Raw genomic sequence first — 17026 nt, forward strand, 5'->3', positions numbered from 1 at the left:
GGCATGACAGAGACAGCGCCAAAGACCCTTGGTCACGAAGACATCCTCAGCCTGATCCGCGAAGCAGAAGGCCGGTTCAAACCCCGCGCCCCCCTGTCGACGCAGCCCGAAGGCGAAGATACCGGCAGTTTCCGTCAACGTTCACCCTATGCCCGCGTCGAGGACAGTGCATTTGGCGCCGCGCCAGAACCCACAGAAAAATCTATTCTAAGCGCTATTCACGACGGGCTGGTGGCCCAGTCTGCCGAACCAGCGGATCAGCCGCCTGCTGAACCATCAGATTTCACCCCTGCCCCGCCCGCGCCCGAGATTGATCTGGAAGAGCTGCGCGCCTCAGCCTTCGAGGAAGGCCGCCGTCAGGCAATGGCTGAAATGCAGGACGAAGTCGCGCAAGCTTTGGAAAAAGGTCGCGAAGAAGGCCGTAGTGAAGCCGCCGCCGTTGTGGCAGAAGCCCGCGATATTTTTCTGGCCGCAACAAATGCCCTGAACGACGTGGCCGAAAGCGACATGTTCGCCGGCTTTGCCACGCAGCTGACAGACGCGATCCACAGCCTTGCATCCCAACGCGCGGGGCAAGAAATCGACAAGTCGCCCAAACTGTTCAGCCGCCGGATCGAAAAGCTGGCGGAAAAGGTCGCGCGCGCGTCGGAAGACCTGACCGTCGCCTTCCACCCCGACGACCTTTCGGCCATCGGCCCCTACCTTGAGGCAGGCTCACACCTGTCCGAGGCACGCCTGAAAGTCGATATGAACCTGCAGCGTGGCGACGTGAAAATCGACGGAGGATCAATCGGGCTGCGGGATATTCTGGGGGACCGTAAATGAACGCGATCCTGAATAAACTCAGCCGCGTGGTTGCCGATGCCGCGGGCCCCATCCAACCGGTTCTGACCGGCACTGTGCACCGCTATGACGGGTTGATCCTTGAATGCGCGGGCTTTCCCGCGAGCCCGGGAACCTTGTGCCATATCGACACCGAAGACGGACGCGGCGTTCATGGCGAAGTCGTCGGGTTCTCTGACGGTCGCAACCTTCTGTTTCTGGACGAACCGGGCGCACAGATCGCCGTCGGCGCACAGGTCAAACGCGTGGGCGACGGACATACGGCCTGTGTCGGCGACAGTCTTCTGGGCCGTGTGATCGACGCCGAGGGCGCGCCTTTGGACGGGTTGCCGGAACCCGAATGCGAAGATCACTGGCCGCTGGCGGGCATCCCGCAAAACCCGTTGGCCCGTACACCGGTTGATAACAAACTGGACGTCGGTGTTCGCATCCTGAACGCGGCCCTGTCCATCGGCCAAGGCCAGCGCGTTGGCATCATCGCGGGTTCAGGCGTTGGTAAGTCGGTTCTGATCGAGATGATGACCCACAACACCGACGCGGATGTCGTGGTCGTTGGTCTGATCGGTGAACGTGCCCGAGAAGTGGGTGCTTTTGTCGGCAACATCATGAAGGGCGATACCGCCAGCAAAACCTGTGTGGTGGCCGTCCCCGCCGACCGGTCCCCCCTTCTTCGGATGCGCGCCGCCCATCGGGCCACCGCGATTGCCGAATACTTCCGCTCTAAGGGCAAGCAGGTCATGTTGATCATGGATAGCCTGACGCGCGTGGCCCACGCCCGCCGAGAAATCGGTCTGGCTTTGGGTGAACAGCCGACGGCCAAGGGCTATCCCCCGTCGGTCGTGTCCATCATCCCCAGTTTGATCGAACGCACCGGCCCCGGCCTGCCCGGTGAAGGATCGATCACTGCGTTCTATACCGTTCTGGCGGACGGAGATGACACCACGAATGATCCCGTGGTCGACACCGCCCGCGCCATCCTTGACGGGCATCTGGTTCTGTCACGACAGCAGGCACAGATGGGTATCTATCCGGCGATTGACGTAACCCAGTCGGTCAGTCGCGTGATGAATGAAATCGTGGATGACGCCCACGAAAGGGCCGCAGTCCGGCTGCGGCGTTTGATTTCGCTCTATATGGAAAACCGCGACATGATGCTGATGGGCGCCTATACGCCCGGCCAAGATGTCGATCTGGACGAGGCCGTGACCCTATGGCCGAAGATCGTCGCGCTGATCACCCAATCCCGAAATGACAAAGCCAGCTTTGATCAAAGCCGAGCTGCTCTGCTTGACCTGATGGGAATCAAACCATGACCAGAAAAGAAAAACTGACCCGTCTTCTTGCTATGAAGGAGCGCCAGTCGCTGGCGCGTCAGGCCGCTGCCTTGGCTGAGCAAAAGCTGCAAATGCTACAACAACAGCGGCTTTTGGAAACGCTTCAGGTTCTCGTTCAGGAAAAACGTGAAGAGATCGGCAAAGTCACGTCTGTCGGACAGTTGGCGGCCTCGCATTGGATGGGCACGACGCTGGCCACACAGATGGGCACAACGGAAAACCATCTGCGCGGCACCAGCGATCTTGTCGCGCAATCCAGCGTGCAGGTGGCCCAAACTTCGCAGCGTCAAAGGGTGCTGACAGAACGCGCTGATATGCAAAACCGCAGGGACCGCGCCGAGCGTCAGGACAAAGCCGATGCCGAGCTGTTCGACCGTCCTCGACGATAGGTTGGCACAGTCGTTGCATCACCCCTCCGAACCAAAACGAACAGTGGAAAATAACTCCCATGACTTCGGCCAGCATTGTTGACTCACTCGGCTCTATCCTTCCCCAGCCCGGCGCGAAAGCTGCGGGCGTTCTGGCGGAAGGCGAAGAGCATCCGACATTTTCCGATGTTCTAAACCAGACATCCGCGAAATGCGGTGCCCCCTGTTCCGGCACCGTGGTCGAAGGTGAGGCAGGCAAACCGGTTCTGGACGAAACAGCCGTCGCAGAGCTTCAGGCAGCTACGATACAGGTCGTGGGCAAAGACACCACGATCGAGCTTCTGGCTGCGGGTGACGTGTCTGCCACGGCTTTGGCGCTGGCCGCTGGAGCGCTCCAGCAAGGCACAACGACCGAGACATCGCCCCTAGCGTCCCTGATCGAACAAAAGATCGGCGCGACTGATGTGGCTCCCGATGCCATTGCAGTCGGAAAAGACGTGGTGGCCGATCCCGAAGCGGTAACCTTGGCCGCTCTGCCGGAAGGCATCGAAATCAAAGACATCGCCGGAATGGTTGGACGCGCAGGTTCGGCTGACGCCAGTGACACGGTCGAGGTTTCAGGCGACATCGAACTGACCGACATCACAAAGGCCGTGGATACTGAGGCCGACATATTGAAGACAGCTGCGACCACCGAGACAGTTGATCCGGAAACGGCCACCACGACCGTGGCGATCGAGCCGACCAAAGACGCCGTCAAAGCAAGCCTGTCCGGAGCCGTCGCAAACGTTGTGGCGGCCACTGTGGCAGCGGCCTCGTCGGACAAGCCAGTTACAGATGACGCCGAGAACGAAGGCGACGCGCCGTTGTCAGGCATTGTCGATCAGGTCACAGACCTTGCTGCCCGTACATCTGACGATCAGCCTGCCAAAACGCAGGAGATCGCCGGTCTGCAGCCTGTGACAGCCGAGGTTGTCGACGCGGTAGCCCGCACTGAATTTGACGCCGCCAAAACGGTATCGCCTGCCATCGCAGCCGCCGCCTCTGCAGCGAAGACATCCAGCACAACCGTGCAGCAGACCGTGATTGAAACACAGGCCGTGACGGCAAACGTCGCCGACGTCCAGCCGGTGCAAACCCAGACGACAACAACCGCAACATTTGCAGCGCCCGCACCACAGGAAACCGCGCAAACGCAGGTGGCCTCGGGGACAACCGCGACGCTGCCGATGCGGGACAGCACTTGGACGTCACAATTGGTCGACACGATTTCGGTGCATGATTTCGGTGATGGCCAGACGCTTGATATCCAACTGACGCCGGAAACGCTTGGGCGCCTGAAAATCACGATGGAAATGCGGGATGGGCAGGCCATGGTCAGCGTGGTGACAGACAACCCCGAAGCCGCGCGCCTGTTCAACGACAACCAGTCGCGTCTGGCTGACGTGATGGCCAAAGCCGGCCTGACGCTGGCCAGCCACGATGCTGGCACGGGCGCACAATCTGGTGGCTCTGGCGACAATGCGCAAGGCGATGGATCGGTTCTGTCCGCCTCGGGCGCGGACACACAGACACAAACGGAAGATGACGTGATCATGAAGGTCGGGGGGGAACAACCTCAGGTCAACGTAGTGGCGTAAGAGGTCGAAATGAGTGACGAGCCAGATATCGGAGGCAAGAAAAAGGGCGGCCTTGTCGGCAAGATCCTTATGTTTCTTGGCTTCCTGATTTTTGCCGGAGGCGGCTTTGCGGGTGGGGTTTTCTACTCGGAACAGCGTCTGTCGCCGTCTGAAGAAGTCTTACGTTTAATCGAAAGGCACGAAGAAGCTATCGCTGCAGAAGAAGCGGCCGCCGCAGAAGAGGCGGCCGGGCCTAAAAAGGTGGTCAAAGAACAGCCGGAAGAGCCCGTCTTTGCCACCAACTATTTCGAGTTCGACGAACCTTTGACGACCAACCTAAAGGATTCACGCCGTTTCCTTCAGGTCGGCGTCGGTGTGTCGACCCAGTACGATGAAACCGTCATCGCCAATGTCGAAGCCCACTCTATGGCGCTTCAGTCGGATATGCTTGCCGTGATCAGCGGATTTTCCGAAGCGGATGTCCAGGGCAAGGAAGGCCGGGACAAGCTGTCCAAGGCGCTTATGGATGCGATCAACGCGCGGCTGACCGAACTTGAAGGCTTCGGCGGCATCGAAGACGTGTTCTTCCCCAGTTTCGTGTTGCAGTAGGAGCGGACTATGGGCTCGCAACCGAAGCCTCATAAACTTTCCACGAACGAAGTTGCGGCCCTTGTTGACGGCCTCAAGAACTTTGATCTGGACGCGTTCGGCGCAGAAGCAGGCCCCGACGTAAAACCCTATGTATTCGGCAGCGATGACCTGTCGCTTTTGGGGGACTACTACGGGCTTCGCATGATCAACGAACGCTTCTGCCGTCTGGCCCGTTCGGTTTTTCTGCCCTTTTTGCGGATGCATCCGCGCATCTCCAGCTTCCCGCCCGAAGTCAAAGCCTTTGACTCGGTCTGTGACGAGTTGGACAACTTCACCAGCCTGACGATCAGCCGGATCGACGAATTGCGCGGCACGCAGATGATCGTGCTTCCGCCCGAGTTCGTGTCCCTGCTGACCGACGCTTATTACGGTGGACGCGTGGCCTATCTGGATTCCCGCAGACAAGAATTCACCGCCACCGAAAACCGCGTGATCGAGATTGTGACAGACGGATTGAACCGCGCCTTGGAACTGGCGTGGCGGGATCTGACGCCGCTTTCGTTCACCGTTCAGAACCGCGAAGAGAACCTTCAGTTCGCCACCTTTGTGGACGCCGAAGAAATGGTCGTGCGCTGTTCGTTTATCATTCAGCTGCCCGAAGCCGATCCCGCGAACGTCGAACTGCTGTATGCCTTGCAGGCCCTGAAACCATTGGCATCGCAACTGCGGTCGCGCATGCAATCGGATCAGGTCACCGAAGACGAAAGCTGGAAAGAACGCCTGGAACGCGCGGTCATGAGCGTGCCGCTCAGCGTAAGCGCCCGACTGGCCGAACCGACCGTGTCGCTGACCGCGCTGGAAAACGTCACCTCGGGCACAATTGTGCCGGTCGATCTGTCCCCTGCCCCCAAGCTCTACGTCGAAGGCCGTCCGTATTTTGACGCCGAAGTTGGCGATGTCGCGGGGCGTGCCGCCTTAAATTTGACGCGCAGACTGAACAAGTAAAAGCGGAGCACCGCCATGAATGAAAAAACCGACACAACAGAAAGCGGAACCGCAAGCCGGTTGGGCATGCTGTCCAGCGTCAAACTGAAGATGACGGTCGAAGTGGGCCGCACGCAGATAACTATCGAGGAATTACTTAGACTTAGCGAAGGTGCCGTGGTCGAACTTGATCGCATGGCCGGTGATCCACTGGATATTCTGGTGAACGGAACGCCCATCGCAAAGGGCGAAGTTGTGGTTGTCGGGGAACGGTTCGGCATCCGCTTCGGCGACATCATCGACCCGAAGGAACGTCTGGAGAACCTGTAATTTCCCGTCCCCACCAGTTTGGCATGAAAACTGCTCCTTTGTTGGAAAGACCAACGAAGGAAACGCCCTCGTGGAAACTCTCGACCCGACCCGCCTTGTGACCGTTACCCTGTTTTTACTGGTGTTGCTGGTCGTCTGGTATTTCGTCCAGCGCTACCGCGGCAGTCTGACATCCAAACTGTCAGCGAACCGGCGACTGGTGATGAAAGAAGCACTGGCGCTTGGCCATGACCGACGCATCCTGCTGATCGAAGCCGACGGCAAACCGTTTGTCGTGCTGGATAGCCGGAAAGGTACATCCTCTCTGACACCGCTAGAGGCCCCCTTGAAATCGGAGGGCACCGAATGACGCGGTTTTTGCTGGTTGTCCTGTTGCTTTCGGTACCCGCCCCCCTTCTGGCGCAAAGCGGCCTGCCCGCCCTGACCCTGAACGGCGAGGATGGCGAAACGACCTATTCCCTGTCGCTTCAGATCCTTGTGCTGATGACGGCGCTGACTGTCCTTCCGTCCATCGTGCTGGGCATGAGCGCCTTCACCCGCATCATCATTGTTTTGTCGATCCTGCGTCAGGCGCTGGGGACGCAACAGACCCCACCCAATCAGGTGCTGGTCGCCATCGCGCTGTTTCTCAGCTTCTTCGTTATGCAGCCGGTTCTGACCGATCTTTATGACAATGCGCTGACCCCCTATCTGGAAGAGGAACTGCCCGCCGATGTGGCCTTGGCAAACGGGCAGCAAATCCTGTCGTCGTTCATGCTGGAAAACACGCGCAAGAACGATCTGACCATGTTCGCCGACATGCGCGGCGATGGCCCGTACGAGGATAACGCCGTTCCACTGGGCGTCCTGCTTCCGGCTTTCATCACGTCAGAACTGAAAACCGCGTTCCAGATCGGTTTCCTGATTTTCCTGCCCTTCCTTGTCATCGACATGGTCATCGCATCGATCCTGATGGCCTTGGGTATGATGATGTTGTCGCCAATCCTTGTGTCCCTGCCCTTCAAGCTTTTGCTGTTCGTTCTGGTGGACGGGTGGGCGTTAACGATGGGGTCCCTTGCCAGCAGCTTTGCAGGAGGTTGATATGGATTTTGACGGCAATATCGAACACCTGCGCATCGCCTACTGGAACATCCTGATGACTGCCGGTCCTGTTCTGGCTGTCGCTCTGGCCGTCGGTCTGTTGATCGGTATCCTGCAGGCCGCGACGTCGATCAACGACGCGACGCTCAGCTTTGTGCCAAAGCTGGCGATCGTGCTTTTGACGATGGGTCTAGTCGCAGGCTTCATGCTGACGACGATGTCGGATTATTTCGCCTTCGTTTTCGAAACCATAGCAACGATCCGCTAAGATGTTCCCCGAGATCACAGCAGGCACAGGCATTCCCGGCATCGAGCTGGCGGCATTGTCAGGTCTGTTGCTTCAGTTCATCTTTGCCACGCTGCGCATGGGCGCCTTCGTTGTATCCGCGCCGCTGTTCAGCGCACGGTTCATCCCCCTGCAAGTTAGGATCATCTTCAGCGTGTTTCTGGGCATTGCCGTTATGGGGATCGTCCCCATGCCAGCGCCCGAACGGCTCAGTCAGCTGGACGCCATCACCATCGCCATAACAGAACTTGTGATCGGCCTGTGCGCGGGTCTGGTTCTGCAAATCCTGTTTGCCGCGGCCACCATGGCCGGTGACTGGATTTCCAACACGGCCGGTCTGGGCTTTGCCGCACAGGTTGACCCCGCAACAGGAGGCCAGTCGCCCGTCATCAGCCAGATGTTCGGCCTGTTTTTGCTGATGATCTTCGTGACCGAAGACGGCCATCTTCTGGCGCTAGAGATGCTGTTGAAAAGCTATAGCGTCGCGCCTGTGGGCGGCGCGATTGATCCTCAGTCGTTACTGACTGCCGGGATAAACGCCGTCGGCACCATGTTCGTTTTCGCCGCCCAACTGATGTTGCCGATCGTATCGGTTCTTTTGGTGGTCAACGTTGTGATCGGCGTGATCACGCGATCCGCCCCGCAGATGAACCTGTTTTCTTTCGGCTTCCCGCTCACTGTGTCCGCCACGCTGTTGCTGCTCTTTGCAACGGCACCGTCATTGGGTGGCGCGCTATACGAAAAAATCGACGCTTCACTGGATCTTCTTGGCGTCATGGTCGGAGGGCTAGGCGGTGGCTGAAGACGACTCTGAAGAAAAGACCGAAGAACCAACCCCGCGAAAAAGGGAAAAAGCCAAGGAAGACGGCCAGATCGTCACATCCAAGGAAATGTTCGTCTTTTCATCGATCGCCCTGATGACGATGATGATCGCAGGCGGACAGAGTATGTTCCGAACGATTTCAGCAAGTTGGGCGCTGAACTTTAACCTATCAGCGCCCGACGGGTTCGAGATGCTGATGATGGAGCGTCTGCAAGCAGCCGTGTCCTGGATTATTCTTGCCGGCATCATCGTTGGCGTTCCGCTGATGATCATCACGATCCTGACGCAGGCTGGCGTCGGCGGGCTGAACTTTTCAACCAAAGCTTTGGGGTTCAAGGCGAACAAGCTTGACCCGCTGAAAGGCTTGAAGCGGATGGTATCGGCCAAGTCCTTGGTCGAACTGACGAAGGCCGTGCTGAAGGTCGTTTTATTGATCGGGGTCAGCTTTGTCGTGATCCTGCCCTATCTGCCAGCCTTGGACCGCCTGAACATGGCCTATGTCGGTGATGGCATGGCGGTCTTTGGAAAAGTACTGACCAGCGTTCTGATGGCCCTGACCGGCGTTCTGGGTCTGATCGGTGCGATCGATCTTGCGTGGAACCTGTACAGCAATAACAAAAAGCTGAAGATGTCCCGCAAAGAGCTCAAGGACGAGATGAAGGAATCCGAAGGCTCGCCCGAGGTCAAAGGCCAGATCCGGCGCAAACAGATGGAAGCATCGCGCATGGCCGCCGAACGCGCGTCTGTGGCGAATGTCGATATGGCGACAGCCATCGTGACCAACCCGCAGCACTTTGCCGTGGCACTTCAGTACAAACCCGAACTACGCGATGCGCCGGTTATTCTGGCGATGGGCACCGATGTGATTGCCCAGCAAATCCGCGAACGCGGGAAGACAAAAAAGATCAAAACGGTTGAGTCCCCGCCCCTTGCCCGTGCCTTGTATTTCACTGGCGAAATCGGATCGGAAATCCCGCCCGACCTTTACGCCGCTGTGGCCATCCTTCTGGCGCATGTCTGGCGTCTGGAACACGGCTTGCATGAAGACACCCCAGAGATCGATCTACCGCCCGAGCTGCGTCTCGACAGCTTTGGCCGCCCCGAACAAAGGAGATATCGAACATGAGACGTTCGATCAGAACAGGCCGCAGCACGGGCGAAGTGATTTCGTCCTTCGCCTTTGCTCTTGTTGGACTCTGGCTGATGTCAGGTGCGGCCAGTACGTCTGACGTGCTCATCAGGCTGTTGTTGGGGATTTGCGCCCTGGCCTGTTTTGCCGGGGCGTTCCGGTTTCAGATCGCCAGATTGGTGGACAAAGTCAGAAGCCACTTACATGACGGGGAGAATGGAAACCCCTGACGCGATCCGGTAGGCCCACAAATCGATATCTTCATCGAAATGTTCGCGCAGATCGGGGATCGCCTTAACCAGGATCGCAATCGCCTTGTCGCGCGTATCTTCTGGCAGTTCGTCTTTGTACCGAACAGGTACAACAGCACGGTCGTCAAAAGCGACAGCGGCCAGACCACTGCTGCCAAGGCTGACATTCCAGATCGTGCCCAGCGTGTCGAACTCAAGCTCATCTTCAACGCCGTTGCCGGACAGGCGAACCGCGTGGGTCTGCAAGAACGCTTTTAGCGCGGTGGGTTTCGAGGCCACGATATCGGCACCGACACGGTTCCAACCGTCTTCAATGGTGCGATCCAAGGCCGTCCACATATCTTCGCCCTCGGGGCGGAAGGCCAGACGCTCTTCTTCATCAACCATGACATCCGCGATCTCGTAGCGTTCGACACCCAAGGTCAGAATGGCAAAGGGCTTTGCATCGGTTGCAACGGATTGGATCATCGACGGCGTGAAACGTGGCGCTGTCGAGGGAACGTCTGTCATTCGTGTCATTATGCTGGCCTGCTGATGGTTAGAAATGAGCATCTATCTACCCTATGCAAACGGCGGAAAAGCCGAACGATTTAGGTGCAATCGGTTTTGATTGGAATCTTGTCTGGCACGAATGATGCATCCCCCTTTTCGCACTGGATTTTGTGCCGACGAAGGAGCCGCTCACACATGTCCCAGAACGACGAACTGCAGGAAAGCATCCGTCTTGCGGTCGAAGCCGCAGAGGCGGCGAATGACACAGCCGCTGAAATCACGCGCCTGAAGGCGGACACGCTTGTCGCGGCCGAGAAGATCAATTCCTTCGGCGGGAAAATGAAGCCCGTTCTGATCGGCACCCTGATTGGCGCTGTCAGCAGCATGGGGCTAGCCGGATTGATTTACTTCCGCACGATCAACGAAATGCGCACCACCGCCGCCACCCAGATCGAGGCATTAACCCTGTTCACACAGTCTGTTGAACGTCTTGACGGGCAACTGACATCTATCGGTGAACTGACCGCAGTTCTGGCCGATATGCAGGGACAGCAATCTACTGGTTTCGAAGATGTTCAAACCAGCGTCACCGGCGTTCACGAACTGATCCTGTCGATCCAGCAAGAGGCTGCAGCCGCAGCAGAACTGGCCGCTGCCGAAATGGAAGCTGAACAGGAAAATCCGATGCAATCGCAAATGGCTGCGACCATTCTGGATGCTGTCGAAAAAGGTCACGAAGAAACGCAGGCCGCAATCATCGCAGGCAACTCTGATCTGCAACTCGCTTTGACACGCATGCTGGCGGATGGTCTTGCCCCCACACCGCAAAAGAAAAACGCCCGCGACACCACGACAACCGGCAACGGAAGACCGCAAACGTCGACCGCAAGCAGCACTGCATCGAAACCGAAACCCAAGCCGAAACCCAGACCGCGCCCCACCGCCAAAGCCCCTAGTAACCCGTTCAGCTATCCCTGATCGCGATGGAAGACACCCAGGAAAACGCCGAATTCGGAACACTGGTTCTGGTTGCTGTCTGGCCCAAAGGGCGCGCCCTTGGTCTGCGCGAAGGCGACGCGCTGGAAAGTGTGAATGGCGTCCCGTTTGACGGTCAGGTTGCCACGCTGCTGCAGCGTATCGGCACCCAAGGGCGCACTGTTGCGCTGACGTTTCAACGTAAAGGCCGGCGCTTTGTCGTGCTTGCCGACAGTGCGGCACTGGGCAAATGGAAAGCGGGCCCAGAATTCAAGATCAGCGGCGAATACCAGCGCTTGTACCCCGAGGTCATGGACAACTGGGAAGTTTTCAGCGACGCCGAAGGCCGCTATGAATTCCAACGCCTTAGCCGCCCGATCTTTGCGCTTATCATGCCGCCTCTCTGGCTGGCTGCGATGCGGTTGTGGGGATCTTTGGGCGTCTGGTTCGCCTTGATGATCATCGCCATGCCCGCCGGCACCTTGGTCAGCATTTTGGTCGCGATCATGTTGTCGCTGTATTTCTGGCAGGCGGGCACCGGATTGTTCCGCATGGACCGTTTGGCCAATGGCAGTGTGCCCATCGCCATTCTTGCCGCGACCAGCGAAGAGTCGCTTCACGTCGCGATCAAGATCCTCGAACCCGAACTGGAATACAAATACGCCCCACGCCAAAGCGCGGGGCCAGTCGACAGGAAGGTCTGAGGGAGTTCAGGCTTGCGCCAGTTTGGCAGCGCGTTTGCGCTGGAAGGATGACGCGATCTTCAACATATCACGGTATTTCGCGACAGTTCGGCGGGCCAGATGGGTGCCTTCTTCGCTGATCACCTTGGCAATCGCATCGTCACTCAGCGGGTTCATCGGATCTTCGTCTTTGACCAGCTTTTGGATGCGGTGACGTACAGCCGCCGACGACGCGGCATTTTCTGTATCCGACGCCAAGGCCGTGCTGAAAAAGCTTTTCAGGCCAAATGTGCCTTGGGGCGTGACGATCAGGATGCCCGTTGTGACACGGCTGACGGTACTTTCGTGAACGCCGATCGCGTCAGCTACATCTTTCAGTGTCATCGGAACGATATGTGCGGGGCCATCGTTCAGGAATGCTGTCTGGCGACGCACGATTTCAGCACCGACCATCAGTGTGGTCTGGTTGCGATGTTCCACCGCGCGGCGCAGCCAGCGGGCAACCGACAAACGTTCACCGATATATGTGCTGGCAGTACGGTCATGCATGACCTGCTGCGCTTTGTCTTCGTCCACAACAACGGCGGGCAGCGTGGAACGGTTCAGGTCAACCTGCCAGCCTTCTGCGCCACGGCTGACAATCAGGTCGGGTTCGCGATGGGTGACATCGCCGTAAATGAAATCCGTGCCCGGCTTCGGGTTCAGGCTACGCAGTTCTTTCAGAACCGGTTTCAGTTCATCCATGGTGCAACCGCACACACGGCAGAGACCATTCAGATCGGCCGCGGCGAGCATCGGAAGATTATCAAGAAGAGACCGGAACAGCGGGGTCATCAGGCATTTCTCTTCGACCTGAATAGACAGACATTCGGAAAGCGTACGGGCAAAAAGGCCTGCGGGTTCAACGCGCTGGACCAGGTGCAACATCTCTTCGGCGTCTTCGATGGACAGGCCTGCGCGTTCTGCGATCAGCTCCATCTCTTCGCCCAGCCAACCGTTGGGTTCCAGCGCTTCAAGGAACACCTCGGCGACCATCCGGTCACGGGGATCGGTGAACATCAGATCGAACTGGGACGATACATGCCCGTACAAAGACGGCAGGTTATCAGCCGCCCGAGAGCCGATGTAGTCAAAGTCATCAGATGCGGAGCCACCTTTGGATTGCGAGGGCAATGCCAGCGAACGACCGTAGTCCTGTTCGCCCTTCGATACACGCACATCAACAAAGGGATTTTCTTCTGCTTCGTTCTCGATAAACGCGCGCAGATCCAGATTTCCAAGCTGCAAAAGGCAGATCGCCTGCTGAAGCTGGGGTGTCATGACCAAAGACTGACTTTGGCGGATTTGCTGGGATACTTGGAAATTCATCGTACTGGCCTCCGTTGCCCCTACGAGAATTGCGCGGATATTTTAGTTTTTGACAGACTCGGGATTTGACACCCCTAACATGGAATCCGAGTCAAAAATCATGCCAAGTTAAATAGCTGATAAAAAAGGAAAAGCCCGGCGATTGCGCGCCGGGCCTTATTTTTGGTGTCAAAAAACCGTCAGCCGCGGAGCAGAGACAGTACGTTCTGCTGCGAAGAGTTCGCCTGTGCAAGCATTGCGGTAGCTGCCTGCGAGAGAATCTTGCCGCGTGCCATGTTGGACGATTCTTTTGCGAAATCTGCGTCCATAACTCCGGAACGGGCCGCTTCGACGTTGACGGTGATGTTCGTCAGGTTCGAGATCGTGCTGTCGAGACGGTTGGAAACCGCACCCAAGTCAGCACGTGTCTGGTTGATCTTCTGCAGAGCAACGTCGATGACCTTGATCGCGTTGGACGCGCCATCGGCAGTTGTCAGATCAATGTCAGAGACCTTGGACAGTGAGGATGTGTTCGAGTCTGCATCAAGGAAGTCTGTGTCTGCAGCCGCGTTCTGACCACCAACCGAGAAGGCTTTCATGGACGAGAATTCGACCTGACCAACCACTGTCGCGTCACCAGCAAGACCGTCACCAGTCAGTGTGGCCGGAACACCACCGTCTGCTGTGCCGTCTTTGTTCAGCGCCGTCATTGTCATGTTGGAGTCTGTCGACGCCTTATCTTCGTAGTTCGAGATGCTGATGTCATCGCCCAGTTTGGATGTCAGAACGATCTCGCCGTTGTTGTCGCCCATTTTGGCGGTCACACCGGTTGTACCAGCTTTGTTGTTGATCGCATCGCGCAGACCGCGCAGGTCAGTCGCGTCTGTGATCGCAACTTCGCCGATGCTGACACCATTCACATCCATCGAGATGTTACCTGTACCAGTCAGACCGGACAGTTTCACGTTTGTTTCAGCGGATGCTTCCACACCTGTCGAAGCCGAAACGTTGTTTACCGCTGCAGCCAGCTCACGTGCCGACATGTTTGCAACAGCAGACACGCTTTCCGAACCTGTGTGACCAGTGATCGAGATTGTTTCAGCCGCGATACCGTTGTCTGTGGCGGATGCGTTGATCTTTACCTGTGTCGACAGGTTGTGCGCGCCGATTTCGGTCGAGTGAACCGAGTCAACGTTCACTTCGATCGACTGGCCTGTATCCGCACCGATCTGGAACTGCTTGGCGTTGAAGGAACCGTCAAGGATCTTCATACCGTTGAAGGTGGTGTCTGTCGCAACACGGTTGATTTCTGTGATCAGCTGCTGACCTTCCGATGCGATGTTACCGCGGTCAGACGCTGTGTTCGTGTCGTTCGAAGACTGAACAGCAAGTTCACGCAGACGCTGAAGCATGGAGGAGACCTCCACCTGCGCGCCTTCTGTGGTATCCAGCAGGTTCTTGCCGTCTGTCGCGTTACGAACCGCTTGGTTCAGACCTTTGATCTGCGAGGTCATCTTTTCCGCGATCGCCATACCGGCCGCGTCGTCCTTCGCTGCATTGATGCGCTTACCAGACGACAGACGCTGCATGGTCGTGTTCATGTCTTCGTTGACGCGCATCATATTGGCCTGCGCGTTGATGGCCCCAATATTTGTATTGATAGCAGTCATTGGTCTTGCTCCTGGGTTAATCCTGCTGCGCTGCCTAGCGCTTGGATCATGCAACGGAATTGCTCAAATTTGTTTAGAAGCTCTGATAGCCGCACCGCCAAAATAGACGGCAAATAATTGATTTTAATAGATAATATAGTTTTACATTTTCCACACCCGAACGGACCCAATCAGGTCTGGTACGCTTCTTGCACTCCATTTTCGACTATAAAACCTGTGGAGTCCGCACATGGATATCGCCTCACTTATCGGATTTATCGGCGCCATCGGCATGATCGCCGGCGCGATGATCAGTTCCGGTGGCTTGGGCCCGTACATCGACGTTCCGTCTATCCTGATCGTGTTCGGCGGCACGTTCTTTGGGGTTATGTATATGGCACCCATGAACATCTTCCTTGGCAGCTTTGGCGCGATGGCCAAGGCCTTTATGCCCAAGGCACAAAAACAGTCCGACCTGATCGAAAAGATGGTCGAACTGTCCGACGTGGCCCGCAAAAACGGCCTGATGGCGTTGGAAGGACAAGACGTCCCTGACAAGTTCTTTCAGGAAGGGCTGCAAATGCTGGTCGACGGCGCGGACGAGCCGAAGTTGGTCAAGCAGATGAACCTTGAAATCAAGTCAATGAAAATCCGCCACGAAGGATTCCAGACAGTCGTAAAGGCCTGGATCGATATTGCCCCCGCGATGGGCATGATCGGAACACTGATCGGTCTGGTGGCGATGCTTGGGAACATGGCTGACCCTAAGGCGATTGGCCCTGCGATGGCGGTTGCCCTTTTGACGACTCTATACGGCGCTTTTCTTGCCAACGTGATCTTCGGCCCGATGCTGACCAAAATGGAAGGCTACACAGCCGCCGAAGTCACTTACCGCGAGATGGTCATCGAAGGTCTGCGCAACATCGCCAAGGGTGAATCCAGCCGCAACGTTCAGGACCAGATGGTCGCCAACCTGCCGCCCAAGGAAAAAGCCAAACTTCTGGCTGCCTGAGGTTAAGACATGTCCAAAAAGCCAATCCCCCTACCGATCCCTGTCGAAGAGGCCGACGACGAAGAATGCCCGAAGTGCCCACCGGTGGGTGCCCCAGCATGGATGGCGACTTTCGCGGACATGGCGACGCTGCTTATGGCGTTCTTCGTTCTTATTCTGTCCTTTGCGGAATTTAACCAGCCCAAGTTCAAGATGGTCGCCGGTTCGCTGAAAAACGCTTTTGGTGTCCAGCGTGAAGTGCCCGTGGTCGAACAGCCCAAGGGCACGACGCTGTTGGAGCTGACCTTCAGCCCCTCGCCCGAGCCGTCTGTGACCAAGGAAATCACGCAGGACACGACCGAGTTCGACCGCAAGGAAATCGAACAGAAAACATCGAACTCACCGGATGAAGGAAACGGCGCCCAAGGGGACGGCGCGGATCAAGCGCTGGCGGATGCGATTGCCGATGCCTTGGCCTCGGGACAGGTACAGGTCAAAACCGAGGACGGCAAAGTGGTGATGTCTTTTGAAGGCGACACTGAAAGCCCGACGGAACTGGCCGAACAAATTCAGGATGCCGCGCAAGCGATTGAACAGGCCAAAGCCAGCGGGGCCTCGACCTCGGATGTGCAGTTGGAAGGTCTGGCCGATGCCCTGCCCCAACTGGCGCAGATGACGGGACAGGATAGCGGATCAACTGGCGGCGATAGCGAAGGCACAGGAACGCCGGCAGATGGCGAATCTGAACGCAAAGCCGCGATTGCCGAGGCTGAACTGCGCGTCGCCTTGCGCGAAGAAGTCTCCCAAGGTCTGGTCACCGTCGAACAGGAAGAAAACAAGGTGAAGATCACTGTCGGTGCTGGTGGTGCTTTCCGCTCGGGCAAAGCTGATCTGACGGATGAGGCCCGCGATATCATGGCGCGCCTTGCCTTTGCGTCGATGGGTGAAGCCAGCGACATTGTCATCACCGGACATACAGATGACGTGCCTGTCTCGGCAGGATCCGAATTCCGTGACAACTGGGGACTGGCCGCCGGACGCGCGTCTTCGGTTCTGCGCGAATTCTCGGACAGTGGGCTGATCGACCCGAGCCGTCTTCAGGCCATCAGCCGCGGTGAAACTATGCCTGTGGCGGATAACACAACCCCCGAAGGCCGCGAGAAAAACCGCAGGATCGAAATTGAAATCAACTACTGATCACGCCCTGCCCCTAACAGTTTTCGAAAACCACCGTTGGTTGGGCTGAGGAAG

Annotated in this window: 19 protein-coding genes; 16 read left to right on the forward strand and 3 right to left on the reverse strand. The window is 57.3% G+C overall.

From position 1 onward, the window contains the following. Positions 1-3 precede the first annotated feature (3 nt). From C4S59_RS00355 to C4S59_RS00410, 12 genes are all read left to right on the forward strand, one after another. Positions 4-825: a FliH/SctL family protein gene (locus tag C4S59_RS00355; protein WP_103908498.1), complete on the forward strand. Its 822-nt coding sequence runs from the start codon at positions 4-6 to the stop codon at positions 823-825. After that, positions 822-2156 carry a FliI/YscN family ATPase gene (locus C4S59_RS00360; RefSeq protein ID WP_103908499.1) on the forward strand — a complete coding sequence of 445 codons (1335 nt, stop codon included), beginning with the start codon at positions 822-824 and terminating at the stop codon, positions 2154-2156. The genes C4S59_RS00355 and C4S59_RS00360 overlap by 4 nt, the downstream gene beginning before the upstream one ends. Next, complete coding sequence (locus C4S59_RS00365) at positions 2153-2566, forward strand: hypothetical protein (protein WP_103908500.1); 414 nt, start codon at positions 2153-2155, stop codon at positions 2564-2566. Before C4S59_RS00360 ends, C4S59_RS00365 begins: the two co-directional genes overlap by 4 nt. Before the next feature lie 59 nt (positions 2567-2625). After that, positions 2626-4185 carry a flagellar hook-length control protein FliK gene (locus C4S59_RS00370; RefSeq protein WP_103908501.1) on the forward strand — a complete coding sequence of 520 codons (1560 nt, stop codon included), beginning with the start codon at positions 2626-2628 and terminating at the stop codon, positions 4183-4185. Between the two features lie 9 nt (positions 4186-4194). Then, on the forward strand, positions 4195-4773 hold the full coding sequence (locus C4S59_RS00375; RefSeq protein WP_103908502.1) for a flagellar basal body-associated FliL family protein: 579 nt from the start codon (positions 4195-4197) through the stop codon (positions 4771-4773). Positions 4774-4782: 9 nt separating this feature from the next. Further along, positions 4783-5760: a flagellar motor switch protein FliM gene (gene fliM / locus C4S59_RS00380; protein ID WP_103908503.1), complete on the forward strand. Its 978-nt coding sequence runs from the start codon at positions 4783-4785 to the stop codon at positions 5758-5760. 15 nt (positions 5761-5775) lie between these two features. Further along, on the forward strand, positions 5776-6069 hold the full coding sequence (gene fliN / locus C4S59_RS00385; protein WP_103908504.1) for a flagellar motor switch protein FliN: 294 nt from the start codon (positions 5776-5778) through the stop codon (positions 6067-6069). A gap of 70 nt (positions 6070-6139) precedes the next feature. Beyond that, positions 6140-6418 carry a hypothetical protein gene (locus C4S59_RS00390; RefSeq protein ID WP_103908505.1) on the forward strand — a complete coding sequence of 93 codons (279 nt, stop codon included), beginning with the start codon at positions 6140-6142 and terminating at the stop codon, positions 6416-6418. Then, a complete protein-coding gene (gene fliP, locus C4S59_RS00395) occupies positions 6415-7149 on the forward strand; it encodes a flagellar type III secretion system pore protein FliP (RefSeq protein WP_103908506.1) in 735 nt (244 codons plus the stop codon). Before C4S59_RS00390 ends, fliP begins: the two co-directional genes overlap by 4 nt. A gap of 1 nt (position 7150) precedes the next feature. Next, a complete protein-coding gene (gene fliQ / locus C4S59_RS00400; protein ID WP_103908507.1) occupies positions 7151-7417 on the forward strand; it encodes a flagellar biosynthesis protein FliQ in 267 nt (88 codons plus the stop codon). Position 7418: 1 nt separating this feature from the next. Beyond that, positions 7419-8237: a flagellar biosynthetic protein FliR gene (fliR, locus tag C4S59_RS00405; RefSeq protein ID WP_103908508.1), complete on the forward strand. Its 819-nt coding sequence runs from the start codon at positions 7419-7421 to the stop codon at positions 8235-8237. Further along, a complete protein-coding gene (locus tag C4S59_RS00410) occupies positions 8230-9384 on the forward strand; it encodes an EscU/YscU/HrcU family type III secretion system export apparatus switch protein (protein WP_103908509.1) in 1155 nt (384 codons plus the stop codon). Before fliR ends, C4S59_RS00410 begins: the two co-directional genes overlap by 8 nt. A 203-nt stretch (positions 9385-9587) precedes the next feature. Here the strand turns inward: C4S59_RS00410 and C4S59_RS00420 are convergent, their stop codons facing one another. Further along, on the reverse strand, positions 9588-10157 hold the full coding sequence (locus tag C4S59_RS00420; RefSeq protein ID WP_103908511.1) for a hypothetical protein: 570 nt from the start codon (positions 10155-10157) through the stop codon (positions 9588-9590). Between the two features lie 168 nt (positions 10158-10325). Between C4S59_RS00420 and C4S59_RS00425 the strand changes: the two genes are divergently transcribed. Together C4S59_RS00425 and C4S59_RS00430 are read left to right on the forward strand one after the other, a co-directional pair. Next, on the forward strand, positions 10326-11108 hold the full coding sequence (locus tag C4S59_RS00425) for a hypothetical protein (protein WP_103908512.1): 783 nt from the start codon (positions 10326-10328) through the stop codon (positions 11106-11108). A gap of 5 nt (positions 11109-11113) precedes the next feature. Then, a complete protein-coding gene (locus tag C4S59_RS00430) occupies positions 11114-11809 on the forward strand; it encodes a hypothetical protein (protein ID WP_103908513.1) in 696 nt (231 codons plus the stop codon). A 6-nt stretch (positions 11810-11815) separates the two neighbouring features. Here the strand turns inward: C4S59_RS00430 and rpoN are convergent, their stop codons facing one another. Then, positions 11816-13156, reverse strand: a complete 1341-nt coding sequence (gene rpoN / locus C4S59_RS00435) for an RNA polymerase factor sigma-54 (protein WP_103908514.1) — start codon at positions 13154-13156, stop codon at positions 11816-11818. A gap of 179 nt (positions 13157-13335) precedes the next feature. Beyond that, on the reverse strand, positions 13336-14805 hold the full coding sequence (locus tag C4S59_RS00440; protein ID WP_103908515.1) for a flagellin N-terminal helical domain-containing protein: 1470 nt from the start codon (positions 14803-14805) through the stop codon (positions 13336-13338). A 229-nt stretch (positions 14806-15034) separates the two neighbouring features. On the opposite strand from C4S59_RS00440, the gene C4S59_RS00445 reads away from it, so the two are divergent. Beyond that, on the forward strand, positions 15035-15796 hold the full coding sequence (locus tag C4S59_RS00445; protein ID WP_103908516.1) for a motility protein A: 762 nt from the start codon (positions 15035-15037) through the stop codon (positions 15794-15796). Positions 15797-15805: 9 nt separating this feature from the next. Further along, complete coding sequence (locus C4S59_RS00450) at positions 15806-16972, forward strand: flagellar motor protein MotB (RefSeq protein ID WP_103908517.1); 1167 nt, start codon at positions 15806-15808, stop codon at positions 16970-16972. The last annotated feature ends 54 nt before the right edge of the window (positions 16973-17026 follow it).

Source organism: Thalassococcus halodurans (assembly GCF_900108225.1).
Lineage (GTDB): Bacteria > Pseudomonadota > Alphaproteobacteria > Rhodobacterales > Rhodobacteraceae > Thalassococcus > Thalassococcus halodurans.